The following is a 17,251-nucleotide window of genomic DNA, read 5'->3' on the forward strand; positions in this document are numbered from 1 at the left end:
CATCAAGGCGGCAATCGCTGAAGCCTCGACCCTGACCATCGCCAACGGCACCACCAGCATCGAAAAACTGGCGCTCGATGTCGGCGGCGGTTCGGTGACGCTGTCTGGCACCGCCGGTCAGACGCTCGATCTCGCGGCACAGTTCTCCGCGCTGCCGGCGGCCCTGGCCAATGATTTCGCCCCCGGGCTCGATGCGGTGGGCACGCTCGGTGGCACCGCGCAAGTGACCGGAACGCCGGCTGCCCCCGAAGTTCGGTTCGACGCGCGGCTTGCCGGCGTCGAAACCAGCCAGACCCGCCAGGCCGGGCTCGGGCCGCTTGCGGTCGATGCGGCCGGCACCTACACGCTGGCCGGCGGCGTCGTTCTCGACCATGCGACGCTGTCCGGCGACAAGATTTCCGGCACGGCCTCCGGCACCATCAACCCGAACGGCGCCAGCGACTTTGCCCTCGACCTTACATCGTCGGGACCGAGCCTGCCGCTGACGGTCGGAAGCGCTGAGAGCCCGGTGAAGCTCGAGATCCGGTCCTTGTCGGCGAAGGCGGCGGGCGACAGCACGCGAGCCCGCCTGGACGTCTCAGCGATCCTGCCGTCCGTCACCACCAGCCCGGCGAAGGTGGACGGGCTTGTTCTGGCACTGCACTCGGATGCATTCGATCTCAAGAACCGCGCTGGACCAGTTTCCGGCACGGTGTCGGTGGACAAGGTCGGTCTCGACAATGCCGCCATTGCGCCGCTGATCGCCGGCAAGGTGACGGCCGCGCTGAACGCCCGGCTGACGTCGGACGGCGTCGCCATAGACAGCGGCTCGCTCAAGAGCGATGCGCTGAACAGCCAGGTCGCCGGGCAGGTGTCGTTGCGCGATGGCGCCATCGACCTCAAGCTGAGTGCCGATGCCCCGTCATCGGCCTTGCCGGCGGCGGCACGTGGCATGCTTGGAGAGCGCGCGCAGATCAGCGCCATGCTGAAGCGCGATCCCAACGGCAGCATCAATGTCGACGGGCTGAAGCTGGTCTCGGGCGGACTGACCGCACAGGGGCAGGCGAGCCTTGCCGACAACAAACTGGCGGCCGACATCACCGGCGCCCTTGCCGATATCTCGCGGCTGTCCAAGGACGCCAAGGGCGCCATCGCCTTTGCGCTGAACGCACAGGGCTCGGCCATCGCCCCCGATCTGTCGCTGACGGTCAACAGCGATCGGCTTTTGGTGGCGGAGCGCGAGATCACCGGACTGAAGCTCACGGCTACCGGCAAGGCGGATGCCGCCAACCCGGCCGCGAACGTGCAACTGACCGGCGATGTCGCGGGACAAGCCATGCAGGGCAGCGCGGTGCTGGCGACTGCGGACGGCAAGAGCGCCATCAACGGCCTGCTCCTGTCGCTCGGCAAGAACCGGATTTCCGGCGATCTGGCGCTGGACGACAAGTTCGTGCCCGAAGGCACCATCTCGCTCGACCTGCCCGATATCGGCCCGCTCGCCGCGCTGGCGCTGGAAAAGGCGGAGGGCGACGTGCGCGGCACGATCGCCTTCACGAAGAACGGTGGCGCACCTCAGGTCGCCATCAAGGCGGCCACCGCCTCGATCACGCGCGGCGATCTCCAGGCGAAGGCGGTTTCCATCGATGCGCTGATCGCCAATTATCTCGCCGCACCGGTGATCTCGGGCAAGATCCGCGCCGACACCGTCAAATCGGGCGGCACCGTGATCACCGGCATCGATGTCGATCTGAAGCGCGACGGCGACTGGACCGGCTTTTCCGGTGGCGCCACCGTCAAGGGCATTCCGGCCAAGGCCGCCGGCCGCGTGAAGGTGAGCAATGGCACGACCACCATCGAACTCGCTTCCGGCCAGGCGACCGTCCAGGGCATCAAGGCGGCCATCGCCCAGCCTTCGACGGTCAGCATCGCCAGCGGCACGACGACGCTGGACCGGCTGGTGCTCAACCTTGGCGGCGGCACGGCGACGGTGACCGGCAAGGTCGGGCAGGCGCTCGACGTCAATGCGGCGCTGACGAAGGTGCCGATGTCGCTCGCCAACGGTTTCTCGCCGGGTCTCGATGCCGCCGGTTCGATTTCCGGCACGGTGAAGGTGACCGGCGCGCCGGCGAGCCCATCCGTAGCCTTCAATATAGACGCCGCCGGCGTGCAGACGTCGCAAACCCGAGGCGCCGGTGTCGGCGCGGTGAGCGTGTCCTCCTCCGGTACCTTTGCCGGCGACAAGCTGACCTTCAACGCCAACATCAGCGACGGCGCCGGCCTTGGCCTCAAGGGCGGTGGCACGGTGACGACGGCGGGCACGCCGGCGCTTGTGCTCGACTTCAATGGCGCCGTGCCCTTCGGCATGCTCAGCCAGAAGCTTGCCGCGCAGGGCTTGTCGCTGTCAGGAGTGGCCACGGTCAATGTCCAGGTGCGCGGCCCGGCGACATCGCCTGTCATCGGCGGCAGTGTCAGCACGTCGGGCGCGCGGCTGGTCGATGCCCGCTCGGGCCTGGCCGTCAACGATCTCGCGGCCGATGTCTCGATCGGCGGCGGCGTCGCCAGGATCAACCGGCTGACCGGAACATTGTCGACGCGCGGCAGCCTGTCGGCCAGCGGCACGGTCGGCATCAATCCGGCTCAGGGTTTTCCGGCCGACCTGTCGATCAAGCTCACCGACGGGCGCTATACGGACGGACGCGTGGTGACGGCCAATCTCGGCGGCGACCTGACGATCAAGGGCCCGCTGGTATCGGCCCCCGTGATTGCCGGCACCGTCAATCTCGCCAAGACCGTCATCACGGTTCCGGATAGGTTGCCGGGCTCGCTCTCGGCGCTCGATGTCAAGCACAAGAACGCGCCCGCCGCGGTGAGGGCGCAGGACAAGGCCCTGCGCCCGGCGACGACGTCGGGCAAGAGCGGCGGCAGCGGGCTTGCGCTCGACGTCACCGTCAACGCGCCGAACCAGATCTTCATCCAGGGCAGGGGCGTCGACGCCGAACTGGGCGGCTCGCTCAGGCTGACCGGTCCGGCCTCGTCGCCGCAGGCGGTCGGCACGTTCACCTTGCAGCGCGGCCGGCTGTCGATCCTGGGCAAGCGGCTCACCTTCACAGAGGGTACGGTCGGCTTCTCCGGCTCGCTGGTGCCCTATCTCAACCTGACGGCGACCACGACGACGACCAGCGCCACGGTGACCATCGTGGTGTCGGGCGAGGCGACCAATCCGAAATTCACCTTCTCCTCGGTGCCGGCGCTGCCCGAGGACGAGGTGCTGGCGCAATTGATCTTCGGCCGGTCCATGTCGAACCTGTCGCCGCTGCAGATCGCGCAGCTGGCCGAAGCGGCCGGGCAACTTGCCGGTGTCGGCGGCTCGACGTCGCTGCTGGAGAATCTGCGCAGTGCCATCGGCGTCGACGATCTCGACGTCACCACCGACGACAAGGGCGGCACGGCGGTCTCGGCCGGCAAATACCTGAACGACCGCACCTATGTGACCATCCAGAAGGGCGACAAGCCGGGCTCGGGCAAGGCGACAATCGACCTCAATGTCGGGCGTGGCGTCAAGTTGCGCGGCGAGGCGACGGATGCCGGCGAAGCCAAGGGCGGCATCTTCTACGAAAAGGAATATTGAGGGGCTGGCCCTCACCATTGCCTGGGACTGGCGCTGTCGTAACCCGTGCCAATGTCTCAGTTTAATCGTCCCGAGCAGGTTTTTGGCGAAATCTCGGCGCAGTAGCAATTTTGCGTCAAGACTGTCGCTATCGCGCGTACCGCTCCCTTTTCAAAGTTGCACATTCGCCAATATGTTCCCAATCCAAGCCGTCTTTGACATCATGGCCTGGATGCGGAATGTTAATCGGCGGAAAGCCAACAATGGGAGTTAGTCATGACAATCTACAAGAGTAATGGCGATCGCGTTCCGGATCACATTCTGGCCATGGCCGAGGAAGCCAAGGCAGGTAAGGTCGATCGCCGCGAATTCCTGGCCATGGCAAGCGTCTTCGGCGCCTCGACGGCGATGGCCTATGGCCTTCTCGGTCTCGCCGATCCGACGCCGGCAAGGGCAGAAGACGTAAAAGGCAAGAAAGGCGGCACGCTGAAGGTCGCGCAATGGATCAAGGATCCCAAGGACCCTCGCAAGGCCGACTGGTCGGAAATCGCCAATGCCGAGCGCCAGGCGCTCGAGCCACTGGTCAAGTACACCAGCGAATACACGTTCCGTCCTTATCTGCTGGAAAGCTGGGACGTGAATGACGACGCGACCCAGTACACGCTGCATGTGCGCAAGGGTGTGACCTGGTCGAACGGCGACCCCTTCACAGCCTCTGACGTCGTCTTCAACCTGAAGCGCTGGGCCGACAAGAAGGCCGAAGGCAATTCGATGCCCGGCCGTCTCGGCTCGCTGGTCAAGGATGACAAGCTCGACGAAAGCGCCGTGACCATGCCGGACGACCACACGGTCGTGCTCAAGCTCGCCAAGCCCGACATCGCGCTCATCCCCAACATGTGCGACTATCCCGGCCTGATCGTCCACAAGACTTTCGACGAGAAGGGCGGCGACTTCAAGGCCTGCCCGATCGGCACCGGTCCATTCGAGCTCGTCTCCTACGACGTCGGCCAGAAGGTCGTCTACAAGCGCCGCGAAGACAACAAGTGGTGGGACGGCGAAGTGTTCCTCGACGGCATCGAATTCATCGACTACGGCACCGATCCGGCGGCCATGGTCAGCGCTTTCGAGGCTGGCGAAGTGCACACCAACTTCGAAACGTCGGCCGACTATGTGTCGATCCTCGACAAGATGGACCTGGTCAAGTCGGAGATCGTCACGGCTTCGACCATTGTCTGCCGCACCAACGTCAACAACAAGCCCTATGGCGACCAGAAGGTGCGCAACGCGCTGCAGCTCGCGGTCGACAACAATGTCGTCCTGCAGCTCGGCTATGGCAATGCCGGCTCGGTCGCTGAAAACCACCATGTCTGCTCGATCCATCCGGAATATTACGAGCTGCCGAAGGTTGCCCGCGATCCGGCCAAGGCGAAGGCGCTGATGGCGGAAGCCGGCCAAGCCGACTTCGAACACGAACTGATTACGGTTGACGAGGACTGGCACAAGAACACCGGCGACGCGATCGCCGCCCAGTTGCGCGATGCCGGAATCAAGGTGAAGCGCACGGTGCTGCCGGGCTCGACGTTCTGGAACGACTGGACGAAGTATCCGCTGTCCATGACCAACTGGAACATGCGCCCGCTCGGCGTCCAGGTTCTGGCCATCGCCTATCGCACCGGCGAGGCCTGGAACGAGGCTGGCTGGTCGAACCCCGACTGGGATGCCAAGCTCAATGCGGCACTCGCCGTTGCCGACGCTGCCAAGCGCAAGGAAATGATGAAGGACATCGAGCAGATCCTGCAGACTTCCGGCATCATCATCCAGCCGTACTGGCGCAAGCTCTACAGCCACTCGGTCAAGGCGGTGCAAAACTACAAGATGCATCCGACCTTCGAGCGCGACTACGGCAAGGTCTGGCTCGATCAGGCCTGATCGATCGGGCCGAGGGAAAGGGGCAACGCCCCTTTCCCTCCCTCTCTGCATCGCCATTGCAGGTTCGTCCGCAAAGGATGCGGACTCACCCGGGAAGGTCATGCAATAAAACAGGGTTGATCGCATTCGAGGGCCCGTTTGACGGCCTGTCCGCCGGTGACGGCAGGCGAGGCTTTGAAGCCGGCTCAAAACCCAACCCCATCGGCAGGGGGCCGCCATGCTTTCTTTCGTTCTCAGGCGTCTCGGCACCATGGCATTGACGATGCTGTGCCTGACGATGATCGTCTTCTTCCTGATCAACCTCGAACCCAATCTGAAGAAGCTGGCTATCAGCCAGACGGAAATGCACACTTCGGCCGAACAGCTGGAGGACTGGCTGGTCAACCATGGCTACCGGCAGAATTTCTTCGTCCGCTACGGACAGTGGCTGGGCCTGCTGCCCAAGCAGCCGGTGACCGACCCGGCGACCGGCAAGCCGACGCAGCGTTTCACTTTCTGCAACGATCCCGCCGTACCAACCTTCTCCGGCGTCCTCGAAGGAGATTTCGGTTGCTCGACCAAGTTCAAGACGACCGTCGCCTCTAAGCTGTTCCCGGCACTTGGCGCCACCGGGATCCTGATGTTCTGTGTGTTGGCGGTGATGGTGCCGGTGTCGCTTTTGATCGGCATCCTGGCCGGCATGCGGGAGGGGTCGCGAACCGACCGCGTGCTCTCCGTGGCCTCGATCGCCTCGACGGCGACGCCCGAATATGTGTCGGGTGTCATCTTCACCGTCATCTTCGCATCATGGCTAGGCTGGTTGAACGGCTCGGCCGCGTCGGCCAGCCAGGGCATCACCTTCTACAATTTCACCCTGCCGGTCATGACGCTGGCGATCTACGGCATCGGCTACATCGCCCGCATGACTCGCGCCTCAATGGTCGAGGTGATGACGCAGCAATATATCCGCACCGCCCGGTTGAAGGGTATCTCCTTCGGCGGCGTGGTGGTGAAACATGCGCTGCGCAACGCGCTGATCGCACCCTTCACAGTCATCATGCTGCAATTTCCCTGGCTGCTTACCGGCGTCGTCATCGTCGAAGTGATGTTCCGTTACCAGGGCTTCGGCTACACGCTGGTCGAGGCCGCCGGCAACAATGACATCGACCTTTTGCTTGGCTGCTCGCTGGTCTCGGTGTTCATCGTCTTGATCACACAGCTCATTTCCGATGTCGGCTACGCGTTTCTCAATCCGCGTATCAGAGTTCAGTAGGGGGCGAAGCGGATGCAGGTCCAATATATCAGTGCCTTCAGCGTCCTTCTCGAAGTGCTGTCGCGCTTCTGGCCGGTCTGGATCGCCCTCATCATCGTCATGGGGGCGAGCTTCGCCTACAAAAAGAGGCTGGCGCTCTACGGACAGCTGTTCGACAGCGGCGTCGGCATCGTCGGCGTCGGCATCTGCCTGTTCTGGCTGTTCACGGCGATCTTCGCATCGACCATCTCGCCTTTCGATCCGCTGGCACAGGTCCCGGTGATGAAGGACATGCTGCCCGGCGCCATTGAGCCGCAATCGGGGCTCGTCTATCTGTTCGGCGGTGACAAGCTGGCACGCGACGTGTTTTCGCGTATGGTCTATGGCAGCCAGATCGTGCTGATCATCGCGCCCGCGGCGACCGGCTTCGCACTAATGGTCGGCATCACACTTGGCCTGCCTGCCGGCTATTACGGCGGCAAGATCGACACGGTTCTGTCGTTCCTGGCCAACCTCGTGCTGGCCTTCCCGGTGATCCTGCTGTTCTACCTGCTGGTGACGCCGGGCATCATGGATACGCCGATCCCCTATGCCATGGCCGGCGTGTTCTTCCTGTTTCCGATCATCTTCTTCAGCGTGCTCTTCTGGACACGCTACAAGAACCGGCCGGACCGGTTGTACATCCTGCTCGGCATCACCCTGCTTGTCGGCGGCTGGATCTATCTGGGCCTCGTGTTCGACAAGGACCCGCTGCACATCGTCCACATCGATCCCAACCAGCTCAACATCTTCGTGGCGGTGGTGTTTGCCTCCAGCCCGGGCGTGTTCCGCATCGTGCGCGGCCTGGTGATGGACATCAAGACGCGCGACTATGTGGCGGCGGCGCAGACGCGCGGTGAATCCCCCTGGTACATCATGCTTTGGGAAATCCTGCCAAACGCACGCGGACCGCTGATCGTCGATGCCTGCCTGCGCATCGGCTACACCACGATCCTGCTCGGGACGCTGGGCTATTTCGGCCTCGGCCTGGCACCGGAAAGCCCCGATTGGGGCACCGCGATCAAGGATGCCAGCCGGCTGCTGCGCTCCTTCATCCATCCGGCGCTGCCACCGACGATCGCGCTGATGTCGTTCGTGCTGGGACTCAACCTGCTGGCGGACTCGCTGCGTGAACAGTCGATGAAAGACTGATTGACGGGCTCCGGCCCGCATCTGGTAGAATTTGGATTGGAGCGACCCATGAACGAGGCAGTTCGAAATCCCGCGGAGCCGATCATCGAGATCGAAAACCTGTCGATCTCCTTCTTCACCCGCAAGGGCGAGATTCCGGCGGTCATGGATTTTTCCTGCACGGTCATGCCCGGCGAGGCGATGGGCATCGTCGGTGAATCCGGCTGCGGCAAGTCGACCGTGTCGCTCGGCATCATGCGCGACCTTTCCAACATCGGGAAGATCGTCGGCGGCAGGATCAAGTTCCAGGGCAAGGACATGGGCGAACTCTCCGATGAGGAGCTGCGCGCCATACGCGGCAACAAGATCGCGATGATCTACCAGGAGCCGATGGCAAGCCTCAATCCGGCGATGAAGGTCGGCCAGCAGTTGATGGAAGTGCCGCTGATCCACGACAAGGTGTCGAAGGAAGAGGCTTACAAACGCTCCCTGGAAATGGTGCGCGCGGTCAAGCTGCCCGATCCCGAACGCATGATGCGTTCCTATCCGCACCAGCTCTCCGGCGGGCAGCAGCAGCGCATCGTCATTGCCATGGCGCTGCTGTCGAAGCCGGCACTGCTTCTGCTCGACGAGCCGACGACGGCGCTCGACGTGACGGTGGAAGCGGGCATCGTCGAACTGGTCAAGGGGCTGGGCGAGAAGTTCGGGACGTCGATGATCTTCGTGTCGCACAATCTCGGCCTTATCCTCGAGACCTGCGACCGCATCACCGTGATGTATTCGGGCGAGGCGGTGGAGACCGGGAAGATCAAGGACGTGTTCGACCGGATGCGCCATCCCTATACGCAAGGGCTGTTCCGTTCGATCCCGCTGCCGGGCGCCGACAAGAATTCGCGGCCGCTGATCTCCATTCCCGGCCAGTTGCCGCTGCCGCATGAGCGGCCAAAGGGCTGCAATTTCGGTCCGCGCTGCCACCATTTCGTCGAGGGCGTCTGCAACGCCGCCGAAATCCCGATGGTCGAGGTCGCCGGCCACGAAGGCCATTTCTCACGCTGCGTGCGCTTCAACGAGATCGACTGGGAGGCGCTCCCGCCCGGTGCCAAGAAGGTCAATGAGCGCGTCGTGCCCGGCGCGCCGGTGCTCAAGATCGAGGATCTCAGGAAATACTACAGGGTCGGTGGCAGCGAGGTGTTCGGCTCGAGCGAAGGCCGCGTCGTCAAGGCCAACGAGACCATCTCCTTTATGGCGCGCGAGTCCGAGACCGTCGCGATCGTCGGCGAATCCGGCTGCGGAAAGTCGACGCTGGCCAAGGTGCTGCTCGGGCTGGAGACAGCAAGTGCCGGTACGGTGACGCTGGGCAACAAGCAGATCCAGTCGACCGGCATCGAGAGCCGCAGCGTCGAAACCGTGTCGTCGATCCAGATGGTGTTCCAGAACCCGTTCGACACGCTGAACCCCAGCCATTCGGTGGGGTCGCAGATCATTCGCACGCTGGAGAAGTTCAATGTCGGCAAGACGGTCGCCGACCGGCGCAAGCGCATGCTGGAATTGCTCGACCTGGTGAAGCTGCCGCGCGCCTTCGAGACGCGCAAGCCGCGCCAGCTGTCCGGCGGCCAGAAGCAGCGCATCGGCGTGGCGCGCGCCTTTGCCGGCGACGCCAAGGTGGTGGTGGCCGACGAGCCGGTCTCGGCGCTCGACGTCTCGGTGCAGGCAGCGGTGACCGAACTGTTGATGGACATACAGCGCAAGAACAAGACGACAATGCTGTTCATCAGCCATGATTTGTCGGTTGTGCGCTACATCGCCGACCGCGTCGTCGTCATGTATCTCGGCTACATCGTCGAGCAAGGCACGACCGACCAGATCTTCGCGCCGCCCTATCACCCCTATACCGAGGCGCTTTTGTCAGCGATCCCGATCGCCGACACCAGCGTGGTCAAGAAGCATATCGTGCTGGAAGGCGACATTCCCTCGGCGATGAACCCGCCGTCGGGCTGCCCGTTCCAGACACGCTGCGGCTACAAGAAGCTGGTGCCGGACAATCTGTGCGAGACCAAGGTGCCGCCGGTCAAGCAGCTGGGCGACGGCCATATGAGCCTGTGCTGGCTGTCCGACGATGTGCTGGCCAAGATGGAACCGGTGATCAAGTTCGACGAGGAACACGCTGCGCGTGAGGGCGTGCCGGACGATGCGCCGCATGGCGAAGGTCCAGGCTTTGCCGGATCGCCGCCGGCGCGCCCAAGCGGGAAAAACGCCAATGCGGAAGCCGATGCGACCGGAAAGGCTGGTGAGGACGCGGACGCCGTCTTGCGAGCCCGTCGCCACGAACTCCGCGACGAGGTTTCCGAAACCGGTGTTTCAAAGCCGAAGGATACGACAAGGCGGCACTAGCAGGTTGATGAAAAGGCTCGCAGATACCCGTTTTGGCTCTGATCTGTGCCCGGTTTGATTCTGGTGCGTTCCGTGCAGTTATTCATCGACCTGCCAGTCAGGGCTGAGTGTCAGCTTCCGCACTGCCGCAACTGCGCTTCATAGTCCCGCGCCATCTTGTCGGTGGCCCGTGCATAGCCCTGGACGCCGGCATCGCCGCGGTTGCCGCGGCCATAGGCGGTCCAGCCGAGATAGTAGGCGAGGTAGAGATTGTAGGTGTCGTTGCGGGCGACGCCATAGCTATCTGCTGTCTTGGAATGATACCAGCCGACGAAATCGACGGCGTCGGCGAATTTGGTGCGCCGCGCCGCCCAGTTGCCGCTTTCGCGCTGATATTGCGACCATGTGCCGTCGAGCGCCTGCGAGAAGCCGGTGGCCGACGAGACGTGTTTCCAGGGAATGAAACCGAGAAGCTTGGTGCGCGGCGGCCGGGCATTGCTCTTGAAGCCGGATTCCTTGCGCACCGTCGCCATCAGCACGGGGACCGGCACGCCATATTTCTGCGCTGTCCGTTCAGCCGCGGACTGCCAATTGTCGAACCAGCCGTCGTTCTGGTCGAAGACGGCACAGACATTGTTGATGTGACTGGGCGCGGTCGCGCAGGCCGAAAGTGCCAGCAACACGCCAACTGCTACAATTTTACTAAAACTCGACCTACGCATCGGATGAGCAATAGGCCGAAATCATAAAAGGAATCTTGCTGCCGCCGTTAACGCCTCGCTTGCGCGAAGGCTGGGGAAAATGACTTGTAGATATTCCGACGCCTGTTGCCGCTTTTGATAAAATGGCAACGCGCAGATGCCGCCTTGGCTAAAATCACGCCCGTAGACGGCGTATTTCCGACAGCTTGTCTGGTTTGCCAAGGCTTTGATGCCGGCATGAACGAACCAAGACGCAAGCGTGGCGCCGAGCGCACCAGCAACCGGGGGCCGGCGCCCATCCCGCAGCTGCCCCAACGGCGGGTGACCAATCCCTATCCGCCGATGGCGTTGCTGTCTCCTGAGCAGATCGAGGCGATCCATCAGGCGTCGATGCATATATTGGAGAATTTCGGCATCGAGGTGATGAGCCCACGGGCGCTGTCGCTGTTCGAGAAGGCTGGCGCCGTGGTTGATCACGCCTCGGCCAATGTCCGCATCGATCGCGGCATGGTGGACGAGGCGCTGAAGACGACGCGCTCCAGCTATACGCTGACGCCGCGCAACCCGGCCAACACCATCCATCTCGGCGGCAACACCATCAATTTTACCCTCGTCGCCGGGCCGCCAAACGTGCACGACATGGAGCGTGGCCGCCGCGCCGGCAATCTCAAGGACTATTCGGACCTGACCCGGCTGGCGCAGCATTTCAACTGCATCCACATGCTCGGCAACCAGGTCTGCGCGCCGGTCGAGCTGCCGGCCAATTCGCGCCATCTCGACACCTACTTCACCAACCTGACGCTGACCGACAAGAGCTTCCATGTCTCGGCGATCGGCCGGGGCAGGGCGCTGGACGGCATCGAGATGATGGCGATCGCGCGCGGGCTGACAGTGGACCAGCTGCGCGACGATCCCGGCATCGCCACCATCATCTCCGTCAATTCGCCGCGCCGCTTCGACGAGATGATGGCCGAAGGGCTGATGACCATGGCCGAGTTCGGCCAGTCGGTGGCGGTGACGCCGTTCACGCTGATGGGGGCGATGAGCCCGGTGACGCTGGCGGGTGCCCTGGCGCAGCAGAATGCCGAGGCACTGTTCGGCGTCGTGCTGACGCAATTGGTGCGTTCGGGGGCGCCGGTGATGTATGGCGCCTTCACCTCCAATGTCGACATGAAGTCCGGCGCACCGGCCTTCGGAACGCCTGAAAACACCAAGGCCAATATTGCCTCCGGGCAATTGGCGCGGCGATACGGGCTGCCCTACCGGACGACGCCCGGCTCGGCGTCCAATGCGGCGGATGCGCAAGGCGCCTATGAGACGCTGATGGCGCTGTGGGGCGCGGTGCTCGGTCATGGCAATCTCGTTTATCACGCCGCCGGCTGGCAGGAGGGCGGGCTGACGGCGTCGTTCGAGAAGTTCATCATCGATGTCGAAATGATCCAGCACATGATGGAGTTTCTGCGGCCGATCGTGGTCGACGAGGCCGAGCTTGCCGTCGAGGCGCTGGGCGCGGTGCCGACGGGCGGCCATTTCTTCGGCGAGCCGCACACGCTGGAGCGCTACGCCACCGCCTTCTACCAGCCGATGCTGTCCAACTGGCAGAACTTTGAAGCCTGGCAGGAGGCGGGTAGCCTCGACGCAACGGCGCGCGCGACAAGGCTGTGGAAGAAGGCGCTGGAAGACTATGTCGAGCCGGCGATGGATATCGCCGTGCGCGAGGCGCTCGAAGCCTATGTGGTCAGGCGCAAGGAAGCGATCGGGCAGGGCGACCCATGATGCCTCCCATCCTGAATCCATTTACCCACCCAACTCACTGATATCAGAGAAGAACCCATGAAATCGCATGCAAAGGTCGTGGTCATTGGCGGCGGTGTCGTCGGGTGTTCCGTGCTGTTCCATCTCGCCCGCCATGGCTGGACCGACGTGGTGCTTCTGGAGCGCGACGAGCTGACATCGGGCTCGACTTGGCACGCGGCGGGCGGCATGCACACGATCAATGGCGACCCCAACGTCGCCAAGCTGCAGAAATACACGATCAGCCTCTACAAGGAGATCGAGGAACTGTCGGGCCAGGCGACCGGCGTGCACCTGACCGGCGGCGTGCTGCTCGCCGCGACCGAGGCGCGGCTGGACTGGCTGCGCGGTGTCGTCGCCAAGGGCCGCTATCTCGGCATCGATCTGGAAGTGATCTCGGCGAAAGAGGCGGCCGAGCTGATGCCGCTGCTCGACCCCAGGCAGTTCGTCGGCGCCGTCCGCAACAAGGAGGATGGGCATCTCGATCCCTCCGGCGTCACCCATGCCTATGCCAAGGCCGCGCGGAGGCTTGGGGCGGAAATAGAACGCTTCACCAAGGTCGAGGACATCGTGCGGCGGGCCGACGGCATGTGGCGCGTCATCACCAACAAGGGCGAGGTGGTGGCCGAGCATGTCGTCAATGCCGGCGGCCTGTGGGCGCGCGAGGTCGGCCGCATGGTCGGGCTCGAATTGCCGGTGCTGGCCATGGAGCACATGTACCTGATCACCGAGGACATGCCGGAAGTCGCTGCCTGGAACGCCAAGACCGGCACCGAGATCATCCATGCGGTCGATTTCGACGGCGAGCTGTATCTGCGCCAGGAGCGCGGCGGCATGCTGATGGGCACCTACGAGAAAGCCAACAAGCCGTGGTCGGAATACCAGACGCCTTGGAATTTCGGCCATGAATTGCTCGCGCCCGACATCGACCGCATCGCGCCGTCGCTGGAGGTCGGGTTCCGGCATTTCCCGGCCTTCCAGAACACCGGCATCAAGCAGATCATCAACGGGCCTTTCACCTTCGCGCCCGACGGCAACCCGCTGGTGGGGCCGGTGCGCGGCCTGCCGGGGTTCTGGGTCGCCTGCGGCGTCATGGCCGGTTTCTCACAGGGCGGCGGCGTCGGGCTGGCGCTGTCCAACTGGATGATCGAGGGCGACCCCGGCGCCGATATCTGGGCGATGGACGTGGCGCGCTATGGCGACTGGGCGACGATGGCCTACACCAACGCCAAGGTGCGCGAGAACTATTCCAGGCGCTTTTCGATCCGTTTCCCCAACGAGGAACTGCCCGCCGGGCGGCCGCTGAAGACGACGCCGGTCTACGATCTGTTGTCTGCCAAGGGCGCGCAGTTCGGCGTTGCCTATGGGCTGGAAGTACCGCTCTGGTATGCGCCCGAAGGCATCAAGGACGAGTTCTCCTGGCGGCGCTCCAGCGATTTCTCCCATGTCGCCAGGGAGGTCGCGACGGTGCGCGCGGGCGTCGGCCTGGCGGAGATTTCCAGCTTCGCCAAATACAAGGTGAGGGGCGAGGGGGCGGCCGCCTGGCTCGACCACATGCTTGCTTGCAAACTGCCGAAACCCGGCCGCATGACGCTGGCGCCGATGCTGAAGGACGATGGCAGGCTGATCGGCGATTTCACGCTGGCCAATCTGGGCAGCGATGGCTGGTTCCTCGCCGGCTCCGGCATTGCCGAGCAATACCATATGCGCTGGTTCGAGGCGCATCTGCCTGGCGACGGCTCGGTTCATATCGAGGCGCTGGGGGCGAAACTCACCGGCCTTGCCATTGCCGGCCCCAAGGCGAGAGAGGTGCTGGCCAAGATCAGCCGCGCCGATGTTTCGAACGTGGCCTTCCCGTTCATGGCGGTGGCGAAGATGGATATCGGCATGGCGCCGTGCCTGGTCGGCCGCGTCAGCTACACCGGCGATCTCGGCTATGAGATCTGGGTGGCGCCGGAATATCAGCGCGCGGCCTATCAGGCGCTGATGGCGGCGGGGGCTGAGTTCGGCATCGGCTTGTTCGGATCGCGCGCGCTCAATGCGCTCAGGCTCGAGAAGAACTATGGCTCATGGGGACGCGAATACCGGCCGATCTACGGGCCGCTCGAAGCCGGGCTCGACCGCTTCGTCGCCTATGGCAAGGAGGCGGATTTCATCGGCAAGGCGGCAGCGCTGACCGAGCGCAAGCAAGGCGGAAAATTGCGGCTGCGCGCCTTCATTGTCGAGGCCGACGACGCCGATGTCATCGGCGACGAACCGATCTGGTTCGGCGGCGCGGTGCGCGGCTGGGTGACGTCGGGCGGCTATGCCCATCATTCGAAAAAGTCGGTCGCCGTCGGCTATGTGCCGAAGGAGATCGCCGACGAAAGCGACGGCTTCGAGATCGAGCTGCTGGGCAAGCGGCATGCGGCGCGCATTCAGGCAGCACCGCTGTTCGATGCGAACTTCGAGCGCATGCGAGGGTGACGGTTCACCCCCGCATGGCGAGCGTCATGCTTTGCGGTTGTCCAGCGCGAACGCGCCGGCGCCGGCGAAGACCAGATAGAGGAAGATGAAGCAGAAGGAGATCGCCGCGTCGCCGCCATTGTTGGCCGGGAAGAAGTTGCGCGGGTAGTGCGCCATGAAATAGGCGATCGCCATTTCGCCGGCCAGCAGAAACGCGACCGGGCGAGTGAACAGGCCAAGCGCCAGCAGGATGCCGCCGGCGAATTCGAGGATGCCGGCGGCCGTGGTCAGCCCAGTGAGGACGTGAGGCTCGGCGCTGGCGGGGAAGTTGAACAGTTTCTGGCTGCCGTGCTCGATGAACTGCAGCGCGGTCATGATGCGCAGCACGCCGAGCGCCTGCGGCTGGTATCTGGAGAGGCCTTCAAAAAGCTTCATCTGAAACTCCGTTTTCACCCTCCCGGTCCGGCCATAGATTATGGTCCGGCGATGGACCATTCACTTCCCATGGCGCGCCATCAACAATCGGTGATTGGAAATATTCTCCGGATGCCCTTTCATATAGCTCTCGTCAGGGTTGCATTTGTATCGCTATGGTTGTATTGAGATGGACACTCTAAACCCGTGGGTTCGCTTGCCATGAAAAAAGTCGTCATCAGCCTATTCGCACTCCTTGCAGGCACCAGCTTCGCCATGGCCGAGGACGCCGGTTGCGAGGCCTTCAAGTGGCCTGTGACGCGGGAACAGGCGCTGTTTGCCGCGGCGCCCGCAACGCCGGCTGGAGCGGAACTGGCGGTGGGTGCTGCCGCCGACCTGGCATTGGTTCCTGCGGAGAAAGCCGGTTTTACGCTGCCGCCCGAGCGCGCGCCGGCGCAGGGCACGTTCGGTGCGGTCGCCAGCGTTGACGTGCCGGCCGGGGGAGCCATTCAGATCAGCCTCTCGGGCGAGGCCTGGGTCGATGTCATCCAGGACGGCAAGGCCATCAAGTCGGCGGGCTATAGCGGTGTGAAAACCTGCCCTGGCATCCGCAAGAGCGTACGCTTCAAGCTTGCGGCCGGCCCGGCTACCGTCCAGTTCAGCGGCGCGAAAAAGGCCGAACTGAAGGTGGCGGTGCTGACGCCGGAATAGGGCGGCAAAGCAGAGCAAGCGGCCTTTCGTCGGTGATGAGATGAAAGGCCGTCGCTTGGTGCTGCTGCCGTCAGCGCACCGGCGCCATCAGAGCGAAATGCGCGCCTTGCGGGTCCTGGCACTGCACGATCCAACTGCCGCCGGGCACCTCCATCGGTCCCATCAGGATCTTGCCGCCACTGTCGGTGACGCGTTTTGCGGCTGCGTCGATGCCGATGACATTGAAGTAGAACTGCCAGACCGGGACGGGGATTTGCGCAGGCTTGTTCATGATGCCACCGCCGGATTCGGGGCCGGCCGTGAAGGTCTGGTAGATGCCCATCGGGCCCATGTCGAAATCGCCGGCATTGGTCCAGCCGAACTGACCGGAATAGAAATCGAACGCGGCCTTCCAATCGCTGGTGTACAGTTCGTGCCAGCCGATATGGCCGGGCGTGCCGGCGGGCACGACAGGCAGGTCGGGGCCGTTCGGCTGCAGGAACATGAAGGTCGCGCCTTGCGGGTCGGCGACGACGGCGAAGCGGCCGACGCCCGCAATGTCGCTAGGTTCGCAGTGGACAGCTCCGCCAGCGGCTTTCAAGGATTTGGTCGATGCGTCCACGTCTTTTGTGTGGATATAGCCGAGCCATGCCGGCGGCGCGCCCATCTTCTTGACGTCCTCTGGCATCGTCATCAGCCCGCCGACGCCACGCTCGCCGACATTCATGACGATGTAGCGCGGCATGCCGGGCGCCTTGTCGAAGGGCTGCGCCGTCCAGCCCACAACCTTGGTGTAGAAGGCCTCGGCGGCATCGAGGTCGGATGTCATCAGCTCGTACCAGAAGAAGGGCATCGGGGATTTCGGCATGTTCGGTCTCCTCACCGTTCAGCATCGATCGTTGTCCGATCCACCTTAGGACG

Annotated in this window: 11 protein-coding genes; 8 read left to right on the forward strand and 3 right to left on the reverse strand. The window is 63.7% G+C overall.

Annotated elements, in window-relative coordinates; genetic code table 11:
• From C1D09_RS08515 to C1D09_RS08535, 5 genes are all read left to right on the forward strand, one after another.
• Positions 1–3,607, forward strand: a 3,607-nt coding sequence (locus tag C1D09_RS08515) for a translocation/assembly module TamB domain-containing protein (protein ID WP_208760360.1), incomplete at its 5' end; no start/stop codon positions are given.
• A 255-nt stretch (positions 3,608–3,862) separates the two neighbouring features.
• Positions 3,863–5,515: an ABC transporter substrate-binding protein gene (locus C1D09_RS08520; RefSeq protein WP_143973857.1), complete on the forward strand. Its 1,653-nt coding sequence runs from the start codon at positions 3,863–3,865 to the stop codon at positions 5,513–5,515.
• A gap of 217 nt (positions 5,516–5,732) precedes the next feature.
• Complete coding sequence (locus tag C1D09_RS08525) at positions 5,733–6,767, forward strand: ABC transporter permease (protein WP_143973858.1); 1,035 nt, start codon at positions 5,733–5,735, stop codon at positions 6,765–6,767.
• Positions 6,768–6,779: 12 nt separating this feature from the next.
• Complete coding sequence (locus C1D09_RS08530; protein WP_143973859.1) at positions 6,780–7,937, forward strand: ABC transporter permease; 1,158 nt, start codon at positions 6,780–6,782, stop codon at positions 7,935–7,937.
• Between the two features lie 48 nt (positions 7,938–7,985).
• Positions 7,986–10,307, forward strand: a complete 2,322-nt coding sequence (locus C1D09_RS08535; protein WP_143973860.1) for a dipeptide ABC transporter ATP-binding protein — start codon at positions 7,986–7,988, stop codon at positions 10,305–10,307.
• A 110-nt stretch (positions 10,308–10,417) separates the two neighbouring features.
• On the opposite strand, the gene C1D09_RS08540 is transcribed toward C1D09_RS08535, so the two are convergent.
• Positions 10,418–11,008, reverse strand: a complete 591-nt coding sequence (locus tag C1D09_RS08540) for a transglycosylase SLT domain-containing protein (protein ID WP_143973861.1) — start codon at positions 11,006–11,008, stop codon at positions 10,418–10,420.
• A gap of 216 nt (positions 11,009–11,224) precedes the next feature.
• On the opposite strand from C1D09_RS08540, the gene C1D09_RS08545 reads away from it, so the two are divergent.
• Together C1D09_RS08545 and C1D09_RS08550 are read left to right on the forward strand one after the other, a co-directional pair.
• Entirely contained in the window at positions 11,225–12,763 is a 1,539-nt protein-coding gene (locus C1D09_RS08545) for a trimethylamine methyltransferase family protein (protein WP_143973862.1), read from the forward strand.
• A gap of 57 nt (positions 12,764–12,820) precedes the next feature.
• Positions 12,821–15,247, forward strand: coding sequence for a GcvT family protein (locus C1D09_RS08550; RefSeq protein WP_143973863.1), 2,427 nt, complete (start codon positions 12,821–12,823; stop codon positions 15,245–15,247).
• A 24-nt stretch (positions 15,248–15,271) separates the two neighbouring features.
• Here the strand turns inward: C1D09_RS08550 and C1D09_RS08555 are convergent, their stop codons facing one another.
• Positions 15,272–15,661 (reverse strand): DoxX family protein, encoded by a 390-nt coding sequence (locus C1D09_RS08555; RefSeq protein ID WP_143973864.1) that lies wholly within the window; start codon positions 15,659–15,661, stop codon positions 15,272–15,274.
• Between the two features lie 201 nt (positions 15,662–15,862).
• Between C1D09_RS08555 and C1D09_RS08560 the strand changes: the two genes are divergently transcribed.
• Positions 15,863–16,351: a hypothetical protein gene (locus tag C1D09_RS08560; RefSeq protein WP_143973865.1), complete on the forward strand. Its 489-nt coding sequence runs from the start codon at positions 15,863–15,865 to the stop codon at positions 16,349–16,351.
• A gap of 70 nt (positions 16,352–16,421) precedes the next feature.
• Here the strand turns inward: C1D09_RS08560 and C1D09_RS08565 are convergent, their stop codons facing one another.
• Positions 16,422–17,198 carry a VOC family protein gene (locus C1D09_RS08565; protein WP_143973866.1) on the reverse strand — a complete coding sequence of 259 codons (777 nt, stop codon included), beginning with the start codon at positions 17,196–17,198 and terminating at the stop codon, positions 16,422–16,424.
• Positions 17,199–17,251 lie beyond the last annotated feature (53 nt).

It is taken from the genome of Mesorhizobium intechi (assembly GCF_002879535.1).
Lineage (GTDB): Bacteria > Pseudomonadota > Alphaproteobacteria > Rhizobiales > Rhizobiaceae > Mesorhizobium > Mesorhizobium intechi.